Annotated in this window: 22 protein-coding genes; 11 read left to right on the top strand and 11 right to left on the bottom strand. The window is 73.4% G+C overall.

The window, feature by feature from the left end; all coding sequences use genetic code 11:
• The first annotated feature begins 246 nt into the window (after nucleotides 1–246).
• Nucleotides 247–1,545, top strand: coding sequence for a transglycosylase family protein (locus ABZ172_RS03020; RefSeq protein WP_356879815.1), 1,299 nt, complete (start codon nucleotides 247–249; stop codon nucleotides 1,543–1,545).
• On the opposite strand, the gene ABZ172_RS03015 is transcribed toward ABZ172_RS03020, so the two are convergent.
• The 6 genes from ABZ172_RS03015 to ABZ172_RS02990 all read right to left on the bottom strand — a co-directional run bounded on the left by ABZ172_RS03015 (nucleotide 1,515) and on the right by ABZ172_RS02990 (nucleotide 7,799).
• Nucleotides 1,515–2,672, bottom strand: coding sequence for a DMT family transporter (locus ABZ172_RS03015; protein WP_356879545.1), 1,158 nt, complete (start codon nucleotides 2,670–2,672; stop codon nucleotides 1,515–1,517). The genes ABZ172_RS03020 and ABZ172_RS03015 overlap by 31 nt on opposite strands.
• Before the next feature lie 236 nt (nucleotides 2,673–2,908).
• Entirely contained in the window at nucleotides 2,909–3,364 is a 456-nt protein-coding gene (locus tag ABZ172_RS03010) for an ATP-binding protein (protein ID WP_356879543.1), read from the bottom strand.
• A 98-nt stretch (nucleotides 3,365–3,462) separates the two neighbouring features.
• On the bottom strand, nucleotides 3,463–3,906 hold the full coding sequence (locus ABZ172_RS03005) for a response regulator (RefSeq protein ID WP_356879541.1): 444 nt from the start codon (nucleotides 3,904–3,906) through the stop codon (nucleotides 3,463–3,465).
• Nucleotides 3,903–5,528: an ATP-binding protein gene (locus tag ABZ172_RS03000; protein WP_356879539.1), complete on the bottom strand. Its 1,626-nt coding sequence runs from the start codon at nucleotides 5,526–5,528 to the stop codon at nucleotides 3,903–3,905. Before ABZ172_RS03000 ends, ABZ172_RS03005 begins: the two co-directional genes overlap by 4 nt.
• Nucleotides 5,525–6,733 (bottom strand): SpoIIE family protein phosphatase, encoded by a 1,209-nt coding sequence (locus tag ABZ172_RS02995; RefSeq protein ID WP_356879813.1) that lies wholly within the window; start codon nucleotides 6,731–6,733, stop codon nucleotides 5,525–5,527. The genes ABZ172_RS03000 and ABZ172_RS02995 overlap by 4 nt, the downstream gene beginning before the upstream one ends.
• Nucleotides 6,734–6,902: 169 nt before the next feature.
• Entirely contained in the window at nucleotides 6,903–7,799 is an 897-nt protein-coding gene (locus ABZ172_RS02990; protein ID WP_356879537.1) for an RNA polymerase sigma factor SigF, read from the bottom strand.
• Between the two features lie 595 nt (nucleotides 7,800–8,394).
• On the opposite strand from ABZ172_RS02990, the gene ABZ172_RS02985 reads away from it, so the two are divergent.
• Together ABZ172_RS02985 and ABZ172_RS02980 are read left to right on the top strand one after the other, a co-directional pair.
• Nucleotides 8,395–9,882: an SDR family NAD(P)-dependent oxidoreductase gene (locus tag ABZ172_RS02985; protein ID WP_356879535.1), complete on the top strand. Its 1,488-nt coding sequence runs from the start codon at nucleotides 8,395–8,397 to the stop codon at nucleotides 9,880–9,882.
• Between the two features lie 422 nt (nucleotides 9,883–10,304).
• Nucleotides 10,305–10,478, top strand: a complete 174-nt coding sequence (locus tag ABZ172_RS02980; RefSeq protein ID WP_356879831.1) for a hypothetical protein — start codon at nucleotides 10,305–10,307, stop codon at nucleotides 10,476–10,478.
• An 81-nt stretch (nucleotides 10,479–10,559) separates the two neighbouring features.
• Here the strand turns inward: ABZ172_RS02980 and ABZ172_RS02975 are convergent, their stop codons facing one another.
• The 3 genes from ABZ172_RS02975 to ABZ172_RS02965 are packed head-to-tail and all read right to left on the bottom strand — an operon-like array spanning nucleotide 10,560 to nucleotide 13,407.
• The gene (locus ABZ172_RS02975; RefSeq protein ID WP_356879533.1) at nucleotides 10,560–12,032 is read right to left on the bottom strand and encodes a lipase maturation factor family protein; all 1,473 of its coding nucleotides are present in this window, start codon (nucleotides 12,030–12,032) and stop codon (nucleotides 10,560–10,562) included.
• Between the two features lie 29 nt (nucleotides 12,033–12,061).
• On the bottom strand, nucleotides 12,062–12,571 hold the full coding sequence (locus ABZ172_RS02970) for a DUF1990 domain-containing protein (RefSeq protein WP_356879531.1): 510 nt from the start codon (nucleotides 12,569–12,571) through the stop codon (nucleotides 12,062–12,064).
• On the bottom strand, nucleotides 12,568–13,407 hold the full coding sequence (locus ABZ172_RS02965; protein WP_356879530.1) for a YndJ family protein: 840 nt from the start codon (nucleotides 13,405–13,407) through the stop codon (nucleotides 12,568–12,570). Before ABZ172_RS02965 ends, ABZ172_RS02970 begins: the two co-directional genes overlap by 4 nt.
• Nucleotides 13,408–13,553: 146 nt before the next feature.
• Between ABZ172_RS02965 and ABZ172_RS02960 the strand changes: the two genes are divergently transcribed.
• From ABZ172_RS02960 to ABZ172_RS02930, 7 genes are all read left to right on the top strand, one after another.
• Complete coding sequence (locus ABZ172_RS02960; protein WP_356879528.1) at nucleotides 13,554–15,620, top strand: SpoIIE family protein phosphatase; 2,067 nt, start codon at nucleotides 13,554–13,556, stop codon at nucleotides 15,618–15,620.
• Nucleotides 15,621–15,788: 168 nt separating this feature from the next.
• Nucleotides 15,789–17,144, top strand: a complete 1,356-nt coding sequence (locus ABZ172_RS02955; protein ID WP_356879526.1) for a wax ester/triacylglycerol synthase family O-acyltransferase — start codon at nucleotides 15,789–15,791, stop codon at nucleotides 17,142–17,144.
• A 52-nt stretch (nucleotides 17,145–17,196) separates the two neighbouring features.
• Nucleotides 17,197–18,057: a DNA-formamidopyrimidine glycosylase family protein gene (locus ABZ172_RS02950; RefSeq protein ID WP_356879524.1), complete on the top strand. Its 861-nt coding sequence runs from the start codon at nucleotides 17,197–17,199 to the stop codon at nucleotides 18,055–18,057.
• Nucleotides 18,058–18,178: 121 nt separating this feature from the next.
• Nucleotides 18,179–18,931: a LytTR family DNA-binding domain-containing protein gene (locus ABZ172_RS02945; RefSeq protein ID WP_356879522.1), complete on the top strand. Its 753-nt coding sequence runs from the start codon at nucleotides 18,179–18,181 to the stop codon at nucleotides 18,929–18,931.
• A 62-nt stretch (nucleotides 18,932–18,993) separates the two neighbouring features.
• A complete protein-coding gene (locus tag ABZ172_RS02940) occupies nucleotides 18,994–19,356 on the top strand; it encodes a hypothetical protein (RefSeq protein ID WP_356879520.1) in 363 nt (120 codons plus the stop codon).
• Nucleotides 19,353–20,843, top strand: a complete 1,491-nt coding sequence (locus ABZ172_RS02935) for a cation acetate symporter (protein WP_356879518.1) — start codon at nucleotides 19,353–19,355, stop codon at nucleotides 20,841–20,843. Before ABZ172_RS02940 ends, ABZ172_RS02935 begins: the two co-directional genes overlap by 4 nt.
• The gene (locus tag ABZ172_RS02930; protein ID WP_356879516.1) at nucleotides 20,840–22,066 is read left to right on the top strand and encodes a histidine kinase; all 1,227 of its coding nucleotides are present in this window, start codon (nucleotides 20,840–20,842) and stop codon (nucleotides 22,064–22,066) included. The genes ABZ172_RS02935 and ABZ172_RS02930 overlap by 4 nt, the downstream gene beginning before the upstream one ends.
• 12 nt (nucleotides 22,067–22,078) lie before the next feature.
• Here the strand turns inward: ABZ172_RS02930 and ABZ172_RS02925 are convergent, their stop codons facing one another.
• The gene (locus ABZ172_RS02925) at nucleotides 22,079–22,588 is read right to left on the bottom strand and encodes a hypothetical protein (protein WP_356879514.1); all 510 of its coding nucleotides are present in this window, start codon (nucleotides 22,586–22,588) and stop codon (nucleotides 22,079–22,081) included.
• Between the two features lie 111 nt (nucleotides 22,589–22,699).
• Between ABZ172_RS02925 and ABZ172_RS02920 the strand changes: the two genes are divergently transcribed.
• Entirely contained in the window at nucleotides 22,700–22,897 is a 198-nt protein-coding gene (locus ABZ172_RS02920) for a zf-HC2 domain-containing protein (protein ID WP_356879512.1), read from the top strand.
• Here ABZ172_RS02920 and ABZ172_RS02915 read toward each other — a convergent pair.
• Nucleotides 22,831–23,400, bottom strand: a complete 570-nt coding sequence (locus tag ABZ172_RS02915; protein WP_356879510.1) for a sigma-70 family RNA polymerase sigma factor — start codon at nucleotides 23,398–23,400, stop codon at nucleotides 22,831–22,833. The two genes, ABZ172_RS02920 and ABZ172_RS02915, sit on opposite strands and share 67 nt — an antisense overlap.
• Between the last annotated feature and the right edge of the window lie 780 nt (nucleotides 23,401–24,180).

Here is a 24,180-nt window from a genome sequence, read left to right as displayed (position 1 = left end):
CGGGCTGCGTTGCCGCACGGGCCCCGTCGGGTGCCGTCCGGTCCGCACCCGCTCCGTGCCCCCTGATGTTCCGCGTCCGTCGCCGCGCCTGCCGCACTGCCCCGACGAGGGACGACGCGCTGTCCGCGGGGGTCGTGCGCCGGGGCGTGCACGGGACCGGTGCGCACGGTTACTTGTCATCACCCGTTGTGTGCCCCTACGTTGACGGCTTGTGACATGTCCTACAGCCCGTGGGGGAGCCTGATCATGGCCGCGACCGGACGGCACCGCAGATATCAGCCCAGCCGCATCAACCGTGCCTCGCTCACGGTGACGGCGGGAGGCGCGGGCATCGCGCTTCCACTCCTGACGGCGGCCTCGGCGGGTGCTGCCACGACCGACGTGTGGGAGAAGGTCGCCGCCTGCGAGTCGTCCGGGAACTGGCACATCAACACCGGCAACGGGTACTACGGGGGACTCCAGTTCACCCGCTCGACCTGGGCCGCCTACGGCGGCACCGCCCACGCGGCCCGGGCGGACCTGGCGACCCGGGACCAGCAGATCGCCGTCGCCGAGAAGGTGCTCGACGGGCAGGGCCCGGGCGCCTGGCCGGCCTGCTCCGCGCGGGCGGGCCTGGCGCGGGGCGGCGACACGGCCGGCGTCACCCCGCAGTCGACGCGCCGGGTGGCCGTCGAGAGCGCGCAGGACACCGCACCGGCCTCCGGCCCCTCGAAGCGGACCGCCCGTGACACCGGGCCGGTGAAGGCGTCGCCCACCGCCGTGCCCGGCCGGCGCGACGCGTACACCGTCACGCGCGGCGACTCGCTCTCCGGCATCGCGTCCGCCGAGCGGGTCCGCGGCGGCTGGCAGCAGCTGTACGCGGCCAACCGCACCGTGGTGGGCGGCGACCCCGACCTCATCATCCCGGGACAGCGGCTGAGCCTCGACACGGCCGGAGCCCCGCGGACGGCCCCGAAGCAGAAGGCCGCTCCCGGGACCGCCACGAAGGCCCCGGAGGCCGCCGGGAAGTCCCGGACCGCCACCGCGAAGCCCGCCCCGAAAGCCACGCAGAAGGCCGAGCCCGCTCCGGAGAGGACCCGGAAGGCCGAGAAACCCCAGAAGGCCGAGAAGAAGACCGAGAAGGCGAAGAGCAGTACCTCCGGATCCGGCCTCACCGCACCCGTGTCGGCCCGCACCGGGACCCCGTACCACCAGTCCGGTTCCTGGTCCAGCGGCTACCACACCGGTGTCGACTTCCCGGTGCCCACCGGCACCTCGGTGAAGGCCGTGGGGTCCGGCACGGTCGTCTCGGCCGGGTGGGCGGGCGCCTACGGCTACGAGGTCGTGCTGCGCCACGCCGACGGCAGGTACAGCCAGTACGCGCACCTCTCCTCGCTGCACGTGCGTGCCGGACAGCACGTCGGCAGCGGCCAGCGGATCGCCCGCTCGGGGTCGACCGGCAACAGCACGGGACCGCACCTGCACTTCGAGATCCGCACCGGTCCCGGGTACGGATCCGACATCGACCCCCTGGCCTACCTGAGGGCCGGCGGCGTCAGCCTCTGAAAGGTCCGTGCCCGGTCCTCCGCGCCACCGCGGCGGTCCGGGCCGGCGGTGTGCCGCCCGCCGTCGAACTGGACCCGCCCGCCGCCGTGGTCCGACGGCCGGGCCAGCGGGAGGGAGAGGGCGGTGGGCGCGGGGAACGCGTCCGGCAGGACCGCAGCCCCCCGGGTGACCGCCGCGGGCCTCGCCGGCTCGGGCAGCACCACCGCCTCCTGCCCGTCCGTGCTCCCGGGGGAGGCGTCCGGGTGTCCCTCGGGGACGCGGCTTCCGGGCACCTTCCCCTCCGGAGCGTCGTCGTGCCGCTCGGCCTCCACCCGCTCCGTGGTCAGCAGGACCAGCCCCGCCGCTGCCAGCGCACCGCAGCCGAGGGCGAGCAGGGTGCCCGTCAGCCCGAAGCGGAACTGCTCCCCGAACATCGTGATGCCCACGACCGCCGCCACGACCGGGTTGACCACCGTCACCGTGGCCAGCGGAGCCGTCAGCCCGGCTCCCCGGTACGCGGCCTGCGAGAGCAGCAGCCCCGCGCCGGCCATGCCCGCGATCACCAGCAGGGTAGGGAGTCCGGAGGTCAGCGAACCGGAGGTCCACTGCACCGCCACGGTCTTCGTGAACACGGACGCCATCCCGAACGCGATACCGGCGCCCACGGCCAGCGTCACGCTGCGCGGCATCGGCCGGTGGAACCCCTTGGCGACGGCCAGCAGGAGGACCACGGCCCCGGCGGTCCCGGCGGCGAGCCCGATCTGCTCCGGTCCGGCCAGCGTGTGGGACCCGGCGCCCCCGGTGAGGGCGAGCAGCCCCGCCAGACCGACCGTCGCCATCAGGGCCCCGCGCCAGGCCGTCCGGCCGGCCCTGCGGTGCACGAACAGCGCGGCCATCGGCAGGGCGAAGACGATCGTCAGGGCGCCGAGGGGCTGCACGAGGCTGAGGGGTCCGTACGCCAGCGCCACCACGTGCAGCACCGCTCCCACGCCGTTGAGGCCCACCGCCACCCACCAGATCCCGTTGCGCAGCGGGGCGTACGGGCGGCTGTCACCGGCTGTGGCGACCCGCTCCTGGACGATCGCGCCGCCCGCGTAGGCGACGGCGGAGACCAGGGACAGCAGCACGGAAAACGCGAGGGAGCTCATGTACACCACGATGTCCCGTCGGAGCTGCCGAGTCGTCGTCCCTGAGGCGGCGATCCGGCGTACTGCTCCAGTAGTACGTCCATCACTCCTGGGTCCTCCTCTCGACGGTAGTCCTCCTCGCCCCGGGTCTCAGAAGTTCGCCGGAGGGGCCACGCCGTGCCATCGGCCGGCCACGGCGGGTGGGCGCGCGGGGCACCGGACCGGCGGGTACGTCGCCGGGGAGAGAGGAGGACCGTTCAGGTGCTGAGCATGAATTCGGCGCGGATGCGCTTGCCGACGGGAACCCGCTCCGCGGTCAGCCGGTGGCAGAGGGCGACGACGATCTCCATGCCGTGGCCCCCCAGACGCGCCGGGTCGGGGGAGTAGAGCACCGGGAGCGCCGTGCTGCTGTCGTACACGGTGACGCTGACGCGCCGGGCGTCGCCCTCGAGCTCCAGGAGGTACGGGCCGTGGCTGTAGCGGTCGGCGTTGGTGACGAGCTCGCTGACCGCCAGCATCAGGTCGCTGCGGGTGTGCTCGCCGAGCACCGCGAGCCACTCGGCCGTCAGACGGGCGAGGAAGCGGTCGGCGAGTGCACGGGCCAGTGCGATGCATCCGGGCTCGCCGTCGAACACCTCGGCGACGAGCAGAACCTCCGTGGACGGGGACCCCTGGACGGGGACGTCCGGCCGTGAAGTGGCCTGTTCGTTCATGTGCTCCAGCCAGGGCGCCGCAGGGGAGGTCGTGGACCTCTTCTCGCCGTTCGTCTACCCGGGCCGAGAGATCCCACTCCGGGGGATTCCTTCAGATCTTACGCACGCCGGGGGAGCCGGACCACGCTGACGAAGAAGTCGTCGATCTGGCGTACCGCCCCGATGAACTGCTCCAGGTCGACCGGCTTGGTGACGTAGGCGTTGGCGTGCAGCTTGTAACTGCGCAGGATGTCCTCCTCGGCGGAGGACGTGGTGAGGACCACCACCGGGATGGACGCCAGGTCGGGGTCCGTCTTGATCCGCTCCAGCACCTGCCGGCCGTCGTACCGGGGCAGGTTCAGGTCGAGGAGCACCAGGTCGGGGCGCGGGGCCTCGGTGTGCTCGCCCTCGCGGTAGAGGAAGTCCAGCGCCTCCTGCCCGTCGCGCACCACGTGCAGGGTGTTGCGGATCTTGTTGTCCTCGAAGGCCTCGCGGGTCATCAGCTCGTCGCCGGGGTCGTCCTCGACGAGCAGGACCTCGATGGGCTTGACGGTGTCGTTCACGGGGTGTCTCCCGACCGGGGGGTGAGCGCGGCGGGGGCGAGCAGCTCCGCCGTGGTGTGTGCCGGGGCCTCTGCGAGGACGGGCAGGGTGAAGTGAATCAGTGTGCCCTCGGTGCTCTCCGGGTCCAGCCAGATCCGGCCACCGTGGAACTCGATGATCTTGCGGCAGAGGGAGAGGCCGATCCCGGTGCCCTCGTAGGCGTCGCGGGCGTGCAGGCGCTGGAAGATGACGAAGACCTTGTCGGCGAACTCCGGCGCGATCCCGATGCCGTTGTCGGCGACCGTCAGATGCCAGTCGTCCCCCTCCCGGACGCACCCGACGGTGATCCGGCAGGGCACGTCGGGCCGGCGGAACTTGACCGCGTTGCCGACGAGGTTCTGCCACACCATGGTGAGGGACGTGGCGTCGCCCAGCAGCTCGGGGAGCGGATCCTCACGGACGACGACGGCCCCCGACTCCTCGACGGCGAGCGTGAGGTTGGTGAGTGCCCGGTCCAGGGCCGCGTCGAGGTCGACGGGCTTCCAGCTCTGCTGGACCCGGCCCACCCGCGAGAAGGTCAGCAGGTCGTTGATGAGCACCTGCATGCGCTTGGCCCCGTCGACCGCGAAGCCGATGTACTGCTTGCCGCGGTCGTCCAGCTCCGAGCCGTAGCGCTTCTCCAGCAGCTGGCAGAAGGAGGCCACCTTGCGCAGGGGTTCCTGGAGGTCGTGCGAGGCGACGTAGGCGAACTGCTCCAGCTCGGAGTTCGACCGGCGCAGCTCGGTGGTCTGCTCGGCCAGCAGCTTCTCCCGGTCGTGCGACTCGTCCAGCTCGGAGACCAGCCGCAGGCGCATCGCCTCCGCCGCCTCGGATACCGCCCGCACGTCCGACGGCCCCTGGACGTCGATCTTCTCGGAGAAGGCGCCCGACCGGACCCGGTCCGACGCGGCGGTCAGGGCCGAGAGGGGCCGTCCCACCACGCGGTGGAGCAGCAGGCTGAGCGACACCAAGGCCACCACGAAGCCGGCCAGCAGGGCGACCAGCGCCCAGTCGCGTGTGTCACGCGCGCTGTTCAGCTCCGCGCGCGCGGTGTCACGCGCCTCGGCCAGATGGCTCTGCTGCGTCCTGTACAGCGCCCGCAGTCCGTCGAAATCCGCCTTGCTCCGCTCGATCGGGGCGGCGGAGGCGGCGGTGGGTCCGCTCGCCCGCACGGCGGCGATGAGCGGTTCGGCCCGCAGCGTCCGCCACTGCCGGGCGGCCTGCTCGAGCCGGTCCACGTCCCCGGCGTACGGCTGCTCGTGCCCGGTGAGGGCGCGCACCCGGGCCAGCCTCTCCCGCTCGGCGCGCATCCCCTGCTCGTACGGCTCCAGGAACGTGGTGTCCCCGGTGAGCGCGTACCCCCGTACCGAGGTCTCCTGGTCCAGCAGCGAGTTCTGCAACTGGAACGAGGCGGAGCGGGCCGGCTGGATGCGGTCCACCAGGTCGGTGGTCCGGTCCGAGATGCGGGACAGGACGAGCCCGCCGACGACGAGACAGCCGCAGACCACCACGACGAAGCCGGCCAGGATCAGATGGACCCAGTTCTGCACCGACAGCCTGGCTATCGGGCCCGGGCGAGCGGCCGGTGGTTCCTCGGTGTTCATGAATCGGCCTTCCAGCCCAGATGGAGTACGGCGACGTCGTCGGCCAGGCCGCCGTACGGTGAGGCGCTCGCGGTGGCCTCGGCGACCAGCGCGTCGACGAACGCGCGGGGTTCCAGCGCGCCGTAGGTGCCGGCCATGGCCAGCAGGCCCTCCTCGCCCAGCCGGGAGCTGGGTCCGGTGCGCCCCTCGAACAGACCGTCCGTGAACAGGACGAGCTCACTGCCGGGGGCGAGCGCGAGCTCCGTGACCGTCCAGCGGCCGGCGCCCGGCAGCAGACCGAGGGCCATGCCCGCGTCGGGCTCCACCCAGCCGACCTCCGTGCCGTGCCGCAGCAGCATCCCCGGATGCCCGGCCCGGGCGATCTGCACCCGGTCCCTGGTCGGGGGGAACACGAGCGTGGTCACGGTCGCGAACACATGGGGGTCCGACCGCTCGGCGACGAGTATCTTCTCCAGCAGCCCGATCTTCTCGCGCTGGGAGACGCCCGTGAGCACGGCGGTGCGCCACGCCACCCGGAGGCAGACCCCGAGGGCGGCCTCCGCGGCACCGTGCCCCGAGACGTCGCCGATCACCGCGTGCACCGCGCCGTCGGCCGTCTGCACCACGTCGTAGAAGTCGCCGCTCAGCAGTCCGTGGGCCCGCCCCGCCTCGTAGCGCGCGGCCACCCGGAAGCCGTCGTCCAGCAGCAGCGGTATCGGCAGCAGGGCGCGCTCCAGGCGGGCGTTCTCCTGGGCGATCAGCCGGCTGGTGCGCATCGCCGCCGCCGACCGCTCGGCGTGCTTGCGCTGGAGGGCGTACCGGACCGCGCGGCTCAGCACCTCGGGGACGATCCGGCCCTTCACGAGGTAGTCCTGGGCGCCCTGCGCCACCGCGGAGAGCCCGGTCTGCGACTCGTCGAGACCGGTCAGCACGATGACGGCCGCGTCGGGGGCCGACTCGACCAGCTGACGGACGGCGTCGAGACCGTGGACGTCGGGCAGGTGCAGATCCAGCAGGACGCAGACCGGGGTGCGGCAGGTGAGCAGGAAGCTCCTGGCCTCCGCCATCGTCTTGCACCAGGTGAGCGGGGCGTCGAGCTCGCTGTCGGAGAGCATCTCCTCGACCAGCAGTGCGTCGCCCGGATCATCCTCGACCAGCAACAGCGTCGCGTCGACGTCCCAGACGGACGTGTCGGCCGCGAGCAGGCCCTGCTGCTCGGGGATCACGCCGGACTGCACACGCGCAGAGGTGCCCAACGGCAACTCGGTCACTCTCCACTCCCTCGTCCGGACGGCACGGAAGAACCACGGCCGTATCGGCAGGAAGCATATGTGACCGAGGCCCGGCAACAGCCCGGGCCTCGGTCGTCGGTACGTTCGCCGTGGAGGAGGCCGGTCAGGCCTCGACGCTCATGCCCTCACGCAGGCGCTGGACGATCCTGCTGAGCAGCCGCGACACGTGCATCTGGGAAACACCCAGCTCGGCGCCGATCTGGGCCTGTGTCATCTCCTGGCCGAACCGCATCCGGACGATCTTCTGCTCGCGCTCGTCCAGCTGGCGCAGCAGCGGGGCCAGGGTGTGCAGGTTCTCGACGTTCGCCATGCCCGGGTCGTCCTCGCCCAGCAGCTCGGCGTAGGCGCGCTGGTCGCTGCCCGACTCGCTGTCGGCGCTCGGGGTGTCCAGGGAACCCGCCGAGTAGCCGTTGGCGGCGACGAGGCCCTCGATGATCTCCTCCTCGGCGAGGTCGAGGTGCGCGGCGAGCTCCGCGACCGTCGGGTCGCGGTCCAGCTTCGCCGACAGCTGCTCCTTGGCCTTGGCCAGCTCGACCCGCAGCTCCTGCAGACGGCGCGGCACGTGCACGGACCAGGTGGTGTCGCGGAAGAACCGCTTGATCTCGCCGACGATGTAGGGCACCGCGAAGGTGGCGAACTCCACCTCGCGCGACAGGTCGAAGCGGTCGATCGCCTTGATCAGGCCGATCGTCCCCACCTGGATGATGTCCTCGGTGTCGTCACCGCCCCGGTTGCGGAACCGCGAGGCGGCGAACCGCACCAGGGAGAGATTCATCTCGATGAGGGTGTTGCGGGCGTACTGGTGCTCGTGGGTCCCCTCCTCGAGGACCTGGAGCCGGTCGAAGAAGAGCTTCGACATGGCCCGTGCGTCCTGGGGGGCGACCTTGCCCGCGTCCTCGATCCAGGGGAGCGCAGCAGTGCCGGAACCCGCGCCCGCCTCGCCGCGTCGTGTCGTCGCCGCGCCGATCGCCTCGGTGGTTCGCACTGACATGGCCGTCATGGTGTCGCCCTCCCTGGATTCCGTTTTAGTGACGGGCGCATGCCCCCGGATCCGGAAGTAATGCCTGCGCACGCGAATATTTTTTTGCGCGGGGCGCCGCCGGGCCCGACAGGCGGACCCGGCGTGACGATCCGTGACCACGCGGGAGCTGCCGGTCGCTCTCCGTCGCACCCGGCGGCTTCCGGCGGCTTCCGGCGACGGGGAGGTGCGGAGCGGTCCCTGCGGAGTACGCGTGGGGTCCGGGGCCCAGGACGGCCCGCGACGGCGCACGGGCACGGCACCGGCAGGACGGAGGGACGCCCACGGTCAGCGCCCTCGGTCCGGCCCGTCCTGTCCCGCTGCCGTCGTCGTCGTGCGGATCCCGCCTGCTCCCGCGCCGGCGTCGGCGCCGACCTGGCCGTGCCGGGCCCGGTCGCCTTCGCCCCGTACCCCACCGCCTCCACACGGGGACGGCGGCCGATCCGGGCGCCGTGCGAGTCATGGCAGACTTGACCGGGGCGTTCGGCCCGCGCGCGCCTGCCCTCGCCGGCTCCCGGCCGGATCACTCCCCACCCACCCCCGCACGGCATGCGTGACGAGTGACAGAGGAACGGCGATGACGGTGACAGAGGACAGCCAGGAGTTCGCTCCCGGTGTCGAGGAGTTCGGCCCCGGTATCGACCCCGAGCGGCTGGCCGTCTGCCTGAGCGTGCTCGATGAACTCGATTCCATCGACGTCGACCACCCCGACGCCATCACCGTGCGCCGGGCCACCGCCGGCATCTACCGCACCGTGAAGCAGCGCCGCCGCCAGGAGCGCCGGGCCGCCAAGACCGCCCACGACAAGGCCGTCACCGAAGCCACGGCGACCGGGTCGGCCGAGCGGATCGACGACGAGACGCAGGGCGTCCTGCCGTCCTCCTCGGCCACCGCCGAGATCGCCGGCGTGCTGCAGCGCCCCCGCTCCTGCTACATCTGCAAGACCCGGTACGTCGAGGTGGACGCCTTCTACCACCAGCTCTGCCAGCCGTGCGCCCAGGAGAACCGCGACCGGCGCGACGCCCGTACGGATCTGACCGGACGGCGTGCCCTGCTCACCGGCGGCCGGGCCAAGATCGGTATGTACATCGCGCTCCGGCTGCTGCGCGACGGGGCGCACACCACGATCACCACCCGCTTCCCCAACGACGCCGTCCGCCGCTTCAAGGCGATGCCGGACAGCGACGAGTGGATCCACCGCCTGAAGATCGTCGGTATCGACCTCCGCGACCCCGCCCAGGTGGTCGCCCTCGCCGACTCGGTCGCCGCCGAGGGCCCGCTGGACATCCTCATCAACAACGCCGCACAGACCGTGCGGCGCTCCCCGCAGGCCTACAGCGAGCTGGTCGTCGCCGAGTCCGCGCCGCTGCCCGCGGGCGAGCTGCCCGCGGCCGAGGTGATCGGCACGTTCGGCAGCGGCACCGTCGACCGCGTCGCCGCGCTGCCCGCGGCCCGCAGGGAGGGCGAGGGCCTGAGTGCGCAGGACGTCACCGGCCTCGCCCTGGTGACCGGGTCGGCGTCACCGGCCCGCATCGCCGCCGGCACCGCGATCGACGCGGGCGGCCTGGTCCCGGACCTGCACGACACGAACAGCTGGATCCAGACCGTGGAGGAGGTCGAGCCGATCGAACTCCTGGAGGTCCAGCTCTGCAACTCCACCGCCCCCTTCATCCTCATCAGCCGCCTCCGCCCCGCGATGGCGGCCGCCGCGGGACGCGCCTACGTCGTGAACGTCTCCGCGATGGAGGGCGTGTTCGGGCGCGGTTACAAGGGCGCGGGGCACCCGCACACCAACATGGCCAAGGCCGCGCTGAACATGCTGACGCGCACCAGCGCGCAGGAGATGTTCGAGAAGGACCGCATCCTGATGACGGCCGTCGACACCGGCTGGATCACGGACGAGCGGCCTCACCCGGACAAGATGCGCCTCGCGGAGGAGGGCTTCCACGCCCCTCTCGACCTCGTCGACGGCGCGGCCCGGGTCTACGACCCGATCGTGCGCGGCGAGCAGGGCGAGGACCTGTACGGCTGCTTCCTCAAGGATTACGCCCCCGCGGGCTGGTAAGACCGTCCGTGCGGCCCTCACCCGTCCCGTCCGCACCCCGTGTCCCGCACGCGCACCCAGGGCTGCGCGCCGGGGCGCGCGGGGCGCTCGCGCCACCTCCTTCGCACGATGCCCCGGACGGCGGCCCCGCGGAAAGCGCGGCCGCCGTCGTCCTGTTGGCTGAAAGTGACCCAGGCCATACGTTCTGTCGAGCGGGACGGCGCTCATTTGGTTAGTCTGAGGGGAACGGACGCCACCAAGGAATCCACGAACCTTCCTCGGCCGTCCTGGGACAGGTCTGTAAGCATTCCGCCGTCCCACCCCGTACCGGCGCCACCGCGACCGAACTGTTTCTGCCCCTGCCCCGCAGAGGGCGGTCGACACGGTTCTCACAGCCGCAGCGTCGCCACCGCCCGGGGTTACGCGACGCAAAGGAGTCCGCGGTGACACCTGAAATGACGAAGACCGAGAAGCGCCCGGCCGAACGGACCGGCGAGCGGGCCCGCAGGCCCGAGAAGCTCCGGAACATCGAGGTCTGGGCCAGGTCGGCACCGATCAGGCTGGCCGGCTACGAGGACGATCTGGCCGAGCCGCACATCCTTCCCGGTATCGACTGACCCCGCCGCCGCGCGCAGCACCGGGTCCCGCCCCCGTCCCGCACGGGGGCGGGAGCGCGTCCGGACACCCCGCGGGGCCCGTCACCGGCGTTCGTGGCGTTCGCCCGGCGGCCCCTCCGGGCCGTCGCCGCCCGGCCGCAGCGGCACCGGCCGGGCCACCGGGGCCATGAAGTCCCGCACGTAGGTACGCCGCCACCAGCAGCCGGTCTCCCGCAACTCCCGCAGGTCCGTGAACCGGTAGTGGAAGACCCGGGCCCGGACGTGGGCGGGAGGGGCCCCGTCGAACGGATCGTGCCGCAGGAGCCGCAGCGTGTCGCGGTCGGCCCGGAGCAGCCGCTCGACGAACGGACCGAACCAGGCCCGGGCGTAGGCGGGGGAGAGGGCCGCGAACCACATCATCCAGTCCAGCCTCAGGTGGTACGGAGCGAACTGGCGCGGCAGCCTGCGCGGATCGCCCGGCTTGCCCCGGAAACCGTACTCCCGCCAGCGGGTCCCCTCGTGGACGACCGCCTCGTCGGTGCCCTCGACCACCACCTCCAGACGCCTCCTGCTGATGCTGCCGAAGGCACCGTAGGTGTTGACCAGGTGCAGCGGATCGAAGGACCGGTTCATCACCTGGCGACGGGAGACCAGGTTGCGCGCCGGACGGTGGCTGAGGACGAGGACCAGAGCGGTGACGGCGATGACCACCACCTCGTACCAGAGGGGTGCGTCCGCCTGCGCGGGCGGCGGGCCCGCGACCCGGGACCAGTCCACGGCGGCGAGGGCGAGAACGACGGTCAGCCAGTTCAGCCAGGCGAAGTTCCCCGACAGCACGAGCCACAGCTGGGTGACCACCATGATCCCCGCCGCGACGCTCGCCACGGGCTGCGGGGCGAACAGCAGGAACGGCACCACGAGCTGCGTGACGTGGTTGGCGGCGGCCTCCACCCGGTGCACCGGGTGCGGGAGCCGGTGGAAGAACCAGCTCAGCGGACCCGGCATGGGCTGGGTCTCGTGGTGGAAGTCCAGGCAGGTCAGCTTCCGCCAGCACGCGTCGCCCCGGATCTTGATGAGACCGGCGCCGAACTCCACGCGGAAGAGCAGCCAGCGCAGCAGCCACAGCACCAGCACCGGGGTCGCGGTCCCGGCGTTGCCCAGGAACACGGCGAGGAAGCCCGTCTCCAGCAGCAGGGACTCCCAGCCGAAGCCGTACCAGACCTGGCCCACCTGGACGATCGACAGGTACAGCGCCCAGGGCACCGCCCACAGCGCCATCGCCGCTCCCAGCGGGAGGTGTGCGTCCAGGCCCGCCAGCAGGGCGACCGACACCGCGGCGCCCGTCCAGGCGGTCAGCGCGAAGAAGCGGTCCGAGTAGTGCAGCCGGAACAGCCCGGGCGTGGCCCGCCACGAGGTGCGCCGCAGCAGGCCGGGCACCGGGAGCATGCCCCGGGAGCCGATCAGCGCCCGGAACTGGAGCGCCGCGGCGACGAACGCGACCAGGTACACGGCGGCCAGCGAGCGCTGGAAGACGATCCTGCTCAGCCAGTAGCCGTCTGCGGTGAACCACTCCATCGCCTCCAGTATCCGGCGTTCCGGGCCCGTCAGGGCTCCGACACGGCCCGGCGCAGCGTCCTTCCGAGCCGGCGCGCGTAAAGGCGCTGGGCGAGCGGCACGAGCGGCCCGGCCAGGCGGGCGTACCAGCAGGCGGGCCGGGAGAAGGCCGTCACGGTGAACCAGACGGTCCCGTCGTCCGCCAGCTCCACCACGAAGCTCTCCTCGCCGCACTCGGGGTGCCGGGTCCTGGTGCCGTACGCGAAACCCGTGCGGGTGTCCTCGTACATCGCCCAGACGACCTCGCAGGAGGCGGTGACGCGGGCCCGCCCGACGCCGGCCCACATCTCGACGGCGACCCCGGCCGCCGCGCGGGCGGCGGAGGCGTCCACGTGCACCCCCGACGCGCGGTGCACGCGCCACTCGGTGACGGCGGCGCCCGCGGCCTCGAAAGCCGCCCGCCCCCGGCCGACCGCCGCACGGTGGCGGAGGTGGTGGTAGCCCTCCGGCAGGGGGCCGAGCCGGGTGGCTCCGACCTCGGGGTACGTCAGGGTGTTCATGCGATCCTGCCTTCCGGGTGGGTGAGGTCCTGGAGCCGTCGGCGGGCCAGCAGCGCGCAGAGCGCGAAGCCCAGGGCGTTGCCGAGTCCATGGGTGGCGGCCATCCAGGTCAGGGACGGGTGCGGCAGTCCGGTGGCCTCGCCGAGCGCCCAGCTCAGCGCGAGCACCATCGTCACCGCGAGCACGCCGGCCGAGACGAGGAGCAGGAGGCGGGTGACGCGGTCCCGTCCCTCGACGCGGGCGGTGCGCCGGGTCAGAAGGGCGACGGTCCACATCCCGGCGGTGAGCACGACCGCCCCCGCCAGCTCGGTGCGTTCCCCGGTGAAGTAGCCGACGAGGACGAGCAGGGTGCCGAGCGGCACGCTCAGCGCGGCGAACCGTCCCGCCGTGCCGCTGTCCTCCGCCCGGCAGGCCAGCCCGGCGACGAGGGCGGCGGCGAAACCGGCGAAGTGGAAGTGGGGCACGGTCAGCGCCAGGATGCCGAGCCCGAACCCGAACAGCTCGTGGCCGGAGCGCTCGGCGACGAGCGCGAGCGCGGCGACCGACGGCGAGACCAGTGCGGTGAGCAGCGCGGCCTCCGCCGGACGCACGGTGCGGGTGCGGGCGAGTCGCCGGGGCGCGTGGGCGGCCAGCAGCAGGGTGCCCGCCGCGTAGCAGAGGGCGAGCGCGCCGGCGACGGCTCCGCGGGGCAGCCACAGCGACACGGCGCCGGGCACCGCGAAGAGCGGCCACAGGCGCCGGACACGGTCGAGCGCGGGGTCGCCGACGAGCCCCAGGCCCAGCGGGACGATCACCAGCATCCCCAGCACGACGATCAGCGCGACCAGTACGGACATCCTGCCCACCCCTGCCTTCGGACCGAAGGAGACCAAAGAATTGAACGTGTTCAATTCCTTCCGTGCCGAGCATAGGGGGCGCCGTGGCCGCACTCAAGGCGCGGGTTCGGTCGAGGAATCGGACAAAAAGTGGCAGAGTGGCGCACATGGATGACCGGGCAGCGGGTTCCCTGTCACTCCCGGACGACTGGCCCGCCCACCCGGACCTCAGTCTCGCCCTGAACCGAATGGGCAGCTTCGACTGGGATCTGGACAGCGGACTCATGCACATGGACGATCCCGCCCTCGACGTGTTCGACCTGCGTCCCGACGAGTACGACGGCCACCCGGCCACCCTCGCCCCGCGCGTCCCCGCCGACGAGGCGGTGCGGCTCGACGGCATGGTCGCGCAGGCGCTGAAGGGCGGCCGGAACACCTACGGCGCGTACTTCCGGAGGACGCAGCGGGACGGCTCCCTCTGCTGGACCCACACCCAGGGCTTCATCCGCCGCGACGGCACCGGCCGGCCCCGCCGGATCATCGGCATCGTCCGCGACGCCACCCAGGAGCTGGCCGAGTCCACCACCCGCCGCACCGCCGACGACGAACGCCGCCGGCGTACCAGCCTGGTCGAGGGCACCACGGCGGCACTGGCCCATGCCCGCACGGTCAAGGACGTCACCGAGGTGCTGAAGAGCTCCCGGGGCCTGGCCGACCTGGGAGCCACCAGCCTCGTCATGGGGCTCCTGGAGTCCGGGCGCATCCACCTGGTCGCGGACGGCCCCGAGGGCGCGTTCGTCCAGGGCACCCGCTACACCCGCACGGACGAGCCCTATCCGATGAGCGAGGTGATCCGCACCCTCACGCCCCGCTTCATCGAGACGCCCGAGGACTTCGCGGCCTCGTACCCCGTCCTGTGGCCGCACATCAGCCACCTCGGCATCACCGCCGCCGCCTACATGCCGCTCATCGCGCAGGCCCGCCCGATCGGCGCGCTCGGGCTCCTCTACGGCAACAAGGCGGGCTTCACCGAGGACGAGCGGAACCTCCTGGTGGCCCTCGGCAGCTCGATCGCCCAGAGCCTCCAGCGGGCGATGCTCTACGAGCAGGAGCACGACCTCGCCGAGGGGCTCCAGCAGGCGATGCTGCCGCGCCGGATCCCCGAGGTGCCCGGGGCCCAGGTCGCCGTGCGCTACCGCTCGGCGCGGCTCGGGAGGGACATCGGCGGCGACTGGTACGACATCATCCCGCTGCCCGGCGGCCGGGTGGGCGCCGTCATCGGCGACGTACAGGGCCACGACACTCATGCGGCGGCCGTCATGGGCCAGCTGCGCATCGTGCTGCGCGCCTACGCGGCCGAGGGGCACAGCCCGGCCACGGTCATGGCGCGGGCGTCCGTGTTCCTCCACGAACTGGACACCGACCGCTTCGCGACCTGCACCTACGCCGAGGTCGACCTGACCACCGGGGTGGTGCAGCTGGTCCGGGCGGGGCACATCGACCCGGCCCTGCGCGGCACCGACGGCAGCTGCGGCCGGGTGTCGTCGGACGGCGGGATGCCGCTGGGCCTCTCCGCCGAGTTCGGGCAGCTCGCCTACCCGGTCAACACCGTCGACCTTGACCCGGGCCAGACCCTGATCCTCTACACCGACGGGATGGTGGAGCTGCCGGGCACCGATCTCGACGAGGGCATGCGGCTGCTGTCCGCGACCGTGCGCGACGGGCCGCAGGACCTCCAGAAGCTGGCCGACCGGCTCTGCGAGGTCGTCGACGAGCGCGGCGGCGAGGACGACATGGCGGTGCTGCTGCTGCGCCGCGCCGCCGCCCACGCCCCGCACCCGGGCGGCCGGCTCCAGCAGCACGTCGCGCAGAACGACCCGGAGGCGCTGACCTCGGCCCGGCACATGATCAGGGCGGCGGTCCGTGCCTGGGGGGCCAAGGGCCGCGCCGACGAGGTCGAGCTCGCGGCCGACGAGCTGATCACCAACGCGCTCATGCACACCGACGGCGGGGCGATCGTCACCATCCGGGTGCTCACCGGCCCCGAACGCCGCCTGCGGGTCGACGTGGAGGACCGTTCCAGCGCGCTGCCGCGCCGGCGGGACGCGGGGGAGTCCGGCGTCTCGGGCCGGGGACTCATGCTCGTGGACCGGCTTGCCGACATCTGGGGAGTGGAGTCCCGGGGGAACGGCAAATGCGTGTGGTGCGAGTTCGTCATTCCCGGACACCGGTAGCGCGGACGGTCCCTGTGGTGCCGACGCCGCCGGTGACACCGGTGTGGCGCGGACGGCGGCGCGGTCGGGCCGCGCGAGACCGTAACAGTACGTAACATGTCGGTACTTGACCGTAACTGACCCTGTGGGATGGACTGCGATCCCGCCGTCGACGACGCGAGGCCCCCGTTGAGCACCGAGCTTCTGGCACCCCTTGACCTGGCGTTCTGGCACCTGGAGTCCGACGCCCATCCGATGCACCTCGGCGCGCTCGCGGTCTTCGACCCGGTGCCCGGGGTCGGCGCGACGGACCTGCTCGGCCTGCTCGGAGACCGGGCCGCCGCCGTCCCCCGGCTGCGGATGCGGGTGCGGGACGTCCTGCTCCCCGTCGGCGGTGCGGCCTGGTTCGCCGACCAGGACTTCGACGTCCGGCGGCACGTCACACGGGTCGTCCTGCCCGAGGGCGACTTCCTGGCGGAGGCCGGCCGGCTCGCCGGCGAGCTCATGGAGCAGCCGCTCGGGCGCGGTCTGCCGCCCTGGCGCATGTACCTCCTGGACAGCCCGGGCGACGGGCCGTTCGCCGTCCTCGTGAAGCTGCACCACGCGCTCGCCGACGGGATGCGGGCCGTCGCCATCGGCGCCGGGATCTTCGACCAGATCGCCTCCGCCACCGGCCGGCGCACCGCGCGCCGCCGGACGCCCGTGCCGCCCCGCTCCTGGCTCCCGGGCCCGTACGAGGCCGCGGGCATGGCGATGGACCGGCTCGGCGAGGTCGGCCGGGCGCTGGGGGTCGGCGCCTCCGTCGTACGCGCCAGCCGTCTCGACCTGCGCACCGCCACGGCGCTGACCGCGCCCTCCAGCGGCACCCGCCGGCTCGCCACCGCCGAGCTCGACGCCGAGACCGTGCAGCGGGTCCGGCGGGCCGAGGGCGGCACGGCCAACGACGTCCTGCTCGGGGTCGTCGCCGGTGCGCTGCGCCGGTGGATGCTGGAGCGGGGCGAGTCGCTGTCCGGCGCCGACCCGCGCGCCCTGGTCCCCGTCTCCCGTCGCCGGCCCGGCGGGGCGGCCACCGGCAACAAGCTCTCCGGCTATCTCCTCGCCCTTCCCGTGGGGGAGCCCGACGCACGCGAACGGCTGCGGCTCGTGCGCACCGGCATGGACCGCAACAAGGCCGCGGGCCCGCTGCGGGGAGCGGGCGCGGTCGCCGTCCTGGCCGACCAGCTGCCCGCACTGGCCCACCGGTTCGGGGCACCGCTGGCGGGCAGCGCGGCCCGGATGCTCTTCGACGTCCTGGTCACCAGCGTGCCCCTGCCCCGCTCGGCACTCTCGCTCGGCGGGTGCCCGCTGCGCGCCGTCTACCCCATGGCGCCCCTGGCCCGCGGCCAGGCACTGGCCATCGCCCTGTCCACGTACGGCGGACGCGTCCAGGTCGGACTGGTCGCAGACGGGAAGGCGCTGCCGGACCTCGACCGGCTGGCCGGCGCGCTCCGTGAGGAGCTGGACGACCTGCACACCCGGGTACCCACGGTCCCCTCGCCGGCCTGAGCGTCCCTCCGCCCGGCAGGCGGGCGTGGTGCCGGTGCGGCAGGCTGGGGGCATGCCCGAACTGCCGGAGGTCGAAGCCCTGCGGGACTTCCTCGACGAGCACCTGGCCGGCAAGGAGATCGCCCGGGTGCTTCCGCTCGCGATCAGCGTCCTGAAGACCTACGACCCGCCGCTCTCGGCCCTGGAGGGCGCGACCGTCTCCTCCGTGGCCCGGCACGGGAAGTTCCTCGACATCACGGCCGGGGGGCTCCACCTGCTCGTGCACCTCGCCCGGGCCGGCTGGGTGCAGTGGAAGGACAGCGTCCCCGAGGCCCCGCCGCGACCGGGCAAGGGGCCGCTCGCCCTGCGCACGGTGCTGACCGGAGGCGACGGCTTCGACCTGACCGAGCGGGGCACCACCAAGCGCCTCGCTGTGCACCTGGTGCACGATCCCGCGGACGTGCCCGGCGTGGCACGCCTGGGACCCGATCCGCTCGCCGACTCCTTCGACCGGGACGCGTGCGCGGCCGTCCTGCGCGGAGCGCGCCGGCAGATCAAGGGAGCGCTGCGCGACCAGTCGCTGATCGCCGGCATCGGCAACGCCTACAGCGACGAGATCCTGCACGTCGCCCGGATGTCGCCGTTCAAGCTGACCACCGCACTCGACGAGGACGACCTCACCCGGGTGTACGACGCGCTGCGCAGCACGCTGGAGGACGCCGTGGCCCGCTCCCGCGGGATCGCCGCCGGACGGCTCAAGGCCGAGAAGAAGAGCGGCATGCGCGTCCACGGCCGTGCCGGGCAGCCCTGCCCGGTCTGCGGCGACACCGTGCGGGAGGTGTCGTACAGCGACTCGTCGCTCCAGTACTGCCCCACCTGCCAGACCGGCGGCAAGCCCCTCGCCGACCGGCGGCTGTCCCGGCTGCTGAAGTAGCGGCCGGGCCGCCCCTCTCGGCCGGGTCGCCCCCTCGGCCGGGCCACTTCACGGCCGGCGGGCCGGACGGCCCCGGCGCACGCACCCCGAAGCCCCGCCGCAGGACCTACACTCCGGCCTCATGCTGCGCGTACTCGCCGTCGACGACGAAGAACCCGCCCTGGAGGAACTCCTCTACCTCCTGCGCGCCGATCCGCGGGTGCGGAGCGCCGAGGGGGCCACCGGGGCGACCGAGGCGCTGCGCCGCATCGGGAACGCCGTCGACGCCGGGCCGGACGACCCCTCGGCGATCGACGTGGTGTTCCTCGACATCCACATGGCGGGGCTGACCGGACTCGACGTCGCCCAGCTCCTGGCCGGGTTCGCCGCACCGCCGCTCATCGTCTTCGTCACCGCCCACGAGGGCTTCGCCGTCCACGCGTTCGACCTCAAGGCCGTCGACTACGTGCTCAAACCCGTCCGGCGCGAACGGCTCGCCGAAGCCGTCCGCCGGGTCGCCGAGCAGGTCGGTGAGCGCTCCGCGCCCGTCCACGACACCGCCGCCGACCAGATCGCGGTGGAACTGGGAGGCGTCATCCGCTTCGTGCCCGTCGACGACATCGCGTACGCCGAGGCGCAGGGCGACTACGCCCGGTTGCACACCTCGGCCGGCAGCCACCTCGTCCGGATCCCGCTGAGCACCCTGGAGGAGCGCTGGCGCTCCCGCGGATTCGTCCGCATCCATCGCCGCCACCTGGTGGCGCTCCGGCGCATCGACGAACTCCGGCTCGACGCCGGCAGCATGAGCGTCCGTATCGGGGCGGCGGAGCTCGCGGTCAGCCGTCGCCACACCCGTGCGCTGCGCGATCTCCTGATGCGCCGGACCGGCCGCTGACCTGGCCCTACCGGACGGCGGCCCTTCCCACCCGGGCCCCGCCCCGCCTACACTCCGGGCCCATGTCCGCAGAGAGCACGCCCCGGCGCGAAGTGGTCACGGGCGAGCCCCGGCGGGTGCGTCCGCTGCCCCGCTACCGCGCCCAGTCGGAGATCGACGAGCAGACCGCGCTCGGCGGTGCCTACGTCCGCTCCCTGATGCGCGGTCAGCTCCGCGCCGCACTCACCGTGTTCGCCGTGCTCGCCACCGTGGCCGGAACCCTCCCCCTGGTCTTCGAGGCGCTGCACAGCGACGCCCTCGTCTGGGCGGTGCTCGGCTTCGCCACCTACCCGCCGCTCACCCTGGCCGCCTGGTGGTACGTGCGCAGGGCCGAGCGCAACGAGCGCGACTTCGCCAGACTCGTGGAAGGCCTCCCCGCACCGTGAGCGCACCCGGGCATCCGGCGGCGGTGGCGGCGGTCGCCCTCGTCGTCCTGACCACCGTCCTCGTCGGCGGGTTCGGTCTGCGGATCTCCCGCACCACCTCCGACTTCTACGTCGCGTCGCGCACCGTGCGTCCGAGGCTCAACGCCGCGGCGATCAGCGGCGAGTACCTGTCCGCCGCCTCCTTCCTCGGCATCGCGGGCCTGGTGCTGGTGCACGGACCCGACATGCTCTGGTACCCGGTCGGCTACACCGCCGGATACCTGGTGCTGCTGGTGTTCGTCGCCGCGCCGCTCCGCCGGTCGGGGGCCTACACGCTCCCCGACTTCGCGGAAGGGCGGCTGGAGTCCCGGCAGGTGCGCCGGCTGGTCAGCGTGTTCGTCGTCGGCGCAGGCTGGGTCTACCTCGTGCCGCAGCTCCAGGGCGCCGGCCTCACCCTGAAGATCCTCACCGGTGCGCCCGGCTGGCTGGGGGACGTCCTGGTCGCCTCCGTCGTCGTGATCGCCGTCGCCGCGGGGGGCATGCGCTCGATCACCTTCGTGCAGGTGTTCCAGTACTGGCTGAAGCTCACCGCGCTGCTGGTGCCCGCGATCTTCCTGGTGCTCGCCTGGCAGGGCGACGGACGGCCCCGGGTCACCTTCGACGAGCAGATCTCCGTCTTCCGCGCGGACCATCCGCTCTACGCGACGTACGGCCTGATCGTGGCGACCTTCCTCGGCACCATGGGCCTGCCCCACGTGGTGGTCCGCTTCTACACCAGCCCCAACGGCCGGGACGCCCGCCGCACCACGGTCGCCGTCCTCGCCCTGGTCGGCCTGTTCTACCTGCTGCCCCCGGTCTACGGGGCCCTGGGCCGGCTGTACGCACCCGACTTCCTGCACGGCGGTGACGCGGACGCCGCGGTCCTGCTGCTCCCCGCCCGGGTGATCGGCGGCCTCGGCGGCGATCTGCTCGGCGCGCTCCTCGCGGGAGGCGCGTTCGCCGCCTTCCTGTCCACCGCGTCCGGGCTCACCATGGCCGTCGCCGGAGTGCTCACCCAGGACGTCCTGCCCTCCCGCGGGGTACGGCACTTCCGGCTGGCCACGCTCCTGGCCATCGCCGTGCCGCTCGCGGGCTCCCTGGTCGTCAGCCGGGTGCCGGTCGCCGACGCCGTCGGCATGGCCTTCGCGGTGTCCGCGTCCTCGTTCTGCCCGCTGCTCGTGCTCGGCATCTGGTGGCGGAGGCTCACCCCGCCGGGCGCCATCGCCGGGCTGCTGCTCGGCGGCGGCTCCGCGCTGCTGTCCGTGGCCATCACCGTCAGCGGCGCGGTGCGTCCGCCGGGCTGGCCGCACGCCCTGCTGGCCTGGCCCGCCGTCTGGTCCGTGCCGGTCGGCTTCCTCGCGATGGTCCTGGTCTCCCTCGCCACCCCGGGACGGATACCGCCGGGCACCAACGCCGCCATGACCCGCTTCCACCTGCCGGAAGCCCTGACCTCCGGGCGCGTGCGGTGACCGGGGCCGGAACCGCCGTCCTCACGGTGCTCGCGCTGCTGCTGTTCGGCACGGGTTTCCTCCTCGGCCGCACCGCACGCCCGGTGCGGACCAGCGACGTGGGGACACCCGTCGAGCACGCCACCTTCGAGACCCTGCACACGGCCTCCCTCGCGGCGCCCCCGCTCCGCGCCGGCCTCACCGAGGAGAGCGCCCGCAGGGCGGCGCGCGGGCTGCGTTCCCTGCTGGGGACCGACGCCCTGTGCCTCACCGACCGCGACCGGGTGCTGGTCTGGGACGGCGAGGGGGACCACCACGGCGACGCGGTGATGGACGAGGTCCGGGGACTGCTCGCCAGCGGCCGGGACACCGCCTTCGCCACCGACTGCGGCGACCTCGACTGCCCGCTGCGCTGGGCCGTCGCCGTCCCGCTGACCGTCGACCACCGGGTGCTCGGCACGCTCGTCGCCTACGCGCCCCGGGAATCGGCGGTGCTCGCCAGAGCGGCGGGAGAGGTGGCCCGCTGGGTCTGCGTCCAGCTCGAACTCGCCGAGCTCGACCGCTCCCGCACCCAGCTCATCGAGGCCGAGATCAAGGCGCTGCGGGCGCAGATCTCCCCGCACTTCATCTTCAACTCGCTCGCCGCCATCGCCTCGTTCGTCCGCACCGACCCGGAACGGGCGCGTGAACTGCTCCTGGAGTTCGCCGACTTCACCCGCTACTCGTTCCGCCGGCACGGTGAGTTCACCACCCTGGCCGACGAACTCCACTCCATCGACCAGTACCTGGCGCTCGTACGGGCCCGCTTCGGCGACCGCCTCTCCGTGACCCTCCAGGTCGCCCCCGAGGTGCTCCCCGTCTCGCTGCCCTTCCTCTGCCTCCAGCCCCTGGTCGAGAACGCCGTCAAGCACGGCCTCGAAGGCGCGGTCACCCCTCCCCGGTCCGGCGGCCCCGTCCGGGCGGGGGACGCCCCGATCCGCGTCACGATCAGCGCACTGGACGCCGGAGCGGAGGCCGAGGTCGTCATCGAGGACGACGGCACCGGCATGGAACCGGAGCGGCTGCGCCGGATCCTGCGCGGCGAGGGCGGCACCTCCAGCGGCATCGGCCTGCTGAACGTGGACGAGCGGCTGCGCCAGGTGTACGGGGACGACTACGGCCTCGTCATCGAGACGGGCGTCGGGGCGGGAACGAAGATCACCCTGAGGCTGCCGAAGTACCGTGCGGGCGTCCACGGCTCATGACGCACCGTCCGCTCAGCAGAGGTGCACGGCCATATGACCCAGCGGCAGGCCCAGCTGCCAGGCCGGGGTCCACACCCGGACCTCGCCCTCCTCGTCCCGGCCGTCCGGCGCGTCCCACGGCGCCGTGATCGCGTCCAGGTCCGCGGCCAGGAACTCGGTCTCCTCCAGCCACCGCCAGGCGGCCCGCGCCAGCGCAAGATCGGGGTCCGGGAGCCCGGCCGGAGCGGCCGGCCGCTCCCACGCCTCCAGGCGCGCACAGACCCAGCGCCGCCAGGAGCCGCCGTACGCGGTGAGCAGCCGCAGCTCGTCCACCCGGGCGACGGGGAGCCCGTCGGCAGCCGCCCCGTCGGAGAGGAAGACCGTCAGGGCCAGCGCGTCGCGCCCGGCCCGGTACTCCAGGGTCGCCGGCTCCATCAGGTCGCCGCTCGCGAGCATCCGGTCGGCGAGGTACTCGGAGTACATCCAGGCCATCGGGACCGGCAGCCCGTCCCCACCGGTTCCCTCATGATCTTCGGGACGCATCCCGTCTCGCCTCTTCCGTCGACTCGGCACCGGGCTGTACGCAGCATTGAACCGGGGGCGCGGCTCCCGCGTGGGCAGAAGGGCAGGATCCGTCCGGAGATTCGAGGTGCGATGCCCGCCGACCACGGCGACGACCCGCATGTGCGCCAGGCGCTGGGGGCCTATGTGCTCGACGCCCTGGACACGGGGGAGAGCGGCCGGATCGCCCGGCACCTCCAGTGCTGCCACGCCTGCGCCGCGGCCTACGTCGAGGTCGCGGAGGCGGTCTCCCTGCTCGCGCAGCTCGACGCGGACGACCTGCTGGAGTAGCCGGGCAGGCTGCGGCTCAGCAGGCGCAGCGCGTAGTACGAGCGGGACTTGACGGTCCCCGGGGGTATGCCGAGCACCTGCGCGGTCTCGCCCACGCTGAGCCCCCGGAAGTAGATCTGCACGAGCACCGCGCGGTGCTCGGGGCTGAGGGTGCGCACCGCCTCGCGGACATCGAGGGCGTGGACCGCCGAGGAGGCCGTGTCGTCCCGGGCCGGAGCGCCCTCCAGCACCGCGTCACCGACCTCCACCGGCCTGGCCCGCCGGGACCTGCGGGCGTCGATCGCCAGCCGCCGGGCGACGGTGAAGAGCCACGGGCGCATCGAGTCGTAGGGGGCGTCGAACGCCTCCGGGTGCTGCCAGGCGCGCACCAGGGTCTCCTGGAGCAGGTCCTCCGCCCGCTGCCGGTCGCCGAAGGTGAGCCCCAGCAGGAAGTGGAACAGCGCGGGTCCGTGTTCCCGCTGCAGCTCCGCGAGAGTCCGCTCATCGGTCGTCGCGGTGGTCATCGTGAACGTCCCTTCCCGAGGCGGCCCCTGTGACGCCTCGCTCCCGCCTGCCGCATACGAACGCATCCGGGCGCGGGAGAACAGCCGGTGCACCGAAGCGTGCGTTGAGCGGTCGCACGGAGCGGCGAATGGTGCGGTGAACGGTCGGCGGACGGCGATACGGCCGGTTGAGGCATGTCGGCGTCCTCGTCCTCGACCTGACGACATGACCGCATATGTGGAGGGAAGGGAATCGCCCTCGTCCGGGAGCCGTACGGATGGCGGAGCGCATCCGGCCGGGCCCGGCGATCGCCGTCGCCGGACTGCTCGCCACCGCGACGGCCCGTACCGGCCGGGCGTCCCGGCCCCGGTCTCGCCGGGCGGCGCCACTCCGCCGAGCGGGGCGCGCACGGGGCGGACACCGGGGAGCGGCCGGCCGGGACAGCTTCACGCGCGGCCCGGGACCCGCGCGCCGACGAGCGCGCCAGGGCCCCTTCGCCGTCGAGCGGCCGGCCGGGCCCGGGCGGAGCCGGACCGTCCGCACGGCGGAGTTCCCGCCCCGGTGGTTCGACCCCGGAGGCGGCCCGTGTCATCGGCCCCGACCGCGGTACCGGCCGTCTGCGGGAGGGCCGCGCACGCGTCCGGAGCGTCGTCCTCAGCCGCGACGCTGCTCAGGACGGCTTCGGCGAGGGGAGGCGAGGCGAGCGGCTCGGCGGTCCGGACGGTGCGCCGCCGACCTGCCCCGCCCGCCGGACGGCGCCGCCGTCACGGACGGCCCGTCCCCGAACTGTCCCGCCCGCC

Origin of the sequence: Streptomyces sp. NPDC006296, from assembly GCF_040613235.1 — a bacterium.
Classification (GTDB): Bacteria; Actinomycetota; Actinomycetes; order Streptomycetales; family Streptomycetaceae; genus Streptomyces.
The sequence above is the reverse complement of the archived record's forward strand: the minus strand, read 5'-3'. Positions and strand labels throughout refer to the sequence as shown.

Excerpts from the sequence above, each read along its gene's own strand:
- ABZ172_RS02960 (WP_356879528.1), top strand. The coding sequence starts at position 13,554 with ATGGATGACCGGGCAGCGGGTTCCCTGTCACTCCCGGACGACTGGCCC.
- ABZ172_RS03000 (WP_356879539.1), bottom strand. The coding sequence starts at position 5,528 with ATGAACACCGAGGAACCACCGGCCGCTCGCCCGGGCCCGATAGCCAGG.
- ABZ172_RS02940 (WP_356879520.1), top strand. The coding sequence starts at position 18,994 with ATGTCCGCAGAGAGCACGCCCCGGCGCGAAGTGGTCACGGGCGAGCCC.
- ABZ172_RS02985 (WP_356879535.1), top strand. The coding sequence starts at position 8,395 with ATGACGGTGACAGAGGACAGCCAGGAGTTCGCTCCCGGTGTCGAGGAG.
- ABZ172_RS02925 (WP_356879514.1), bottom strand. The coding sequence starts at position 22,588 with ATGCGTCCCGAAGATCATGAGGGAACCGGTGGGGACGGGCTGCCGGTC.
- ABZ172_RS02970 (WP_356879531.1), bottom strand. The coding sequence starts at position 12,571 with ATGAACACCCTGACGTACCCCGAGGTCGGAGCCACCCGGCTCGGCCCC.
- ABZ172_RS02965 (WP_356879530.1), bottom strand. The coding sequence starts at position 13,407 with ATGTCCGTACTGGTCGCGCTGATCGTCGTGCTGGGGATGCTGGTGATC.
- ABZ172_RS02950 (WP_356879524.1), top strand. The coding sequence starts at position 17,197 with ATGCCCGAACTGCCGGAGGTCGAAGCCCTGCGGGACTTCCTCGACGAG.
- ABZ172_RS03015 (WP_356879545.1), bottom strand. The coding sequence starts at position 2,672 with ATGAGCTCCCTCGCGTTTTCCGTGCTGCTGTCCCTGGTCTCCGCCGTC.
- ABZ172_RS02915 (WP_356879510.1), bottom strand. The coding sequence starts at position 23,400 with ATGACCACCGCGACGACCGATGAGCGGACTCTCGCGGAGCTGCAGCGG.
- ABZ172_RS02945 (WP_356879522.1), top strand. The coding sequence starts at position 18,179 with ATGCTGCGCGTACTCGCCGTCGACGACGAAGAACCCGCCCTGGAGGAA.
- ABZ172_RS03010 (WP_356879543.1), bottom strand. The coding sequence starts at position 3,364 with ATGAACGAACAGGCCACTTCACGGCCGGACGTCCCCGTCCAGGGGTCC.
- ABZ172_RS02975 (WP_356879533.1), bottom strand. The coding sequence starts at position 12,032 with ATGGAGTGGTTCACCGCAGACGGCTACTGGCTGAGCAGGATCGTCTTC.
- ABZ172_RS02990 (WP_356879537.1), bottom strand. The coding sequence starts at position 7,799 with ATGACGGCCATGTCAGTGCGAACCACCGAGGCGATCGGCGCGGCGACG.
- ABZ172_RS03020 (WP_356879815.1), top strand. The coding sequence starts at position 247 with ATGGCCGCGACCGGACGGCACCGCAGATATCAGCCCAGCCGCATCAAC.
- ABZ172_RS02920 (WP_356879512.1), top strand. The coding sequence starts at position 22,700 with ATGCCCGCCGACCACGGCGACGACCCGCATGTGCGCCAGGCGCTGGGG.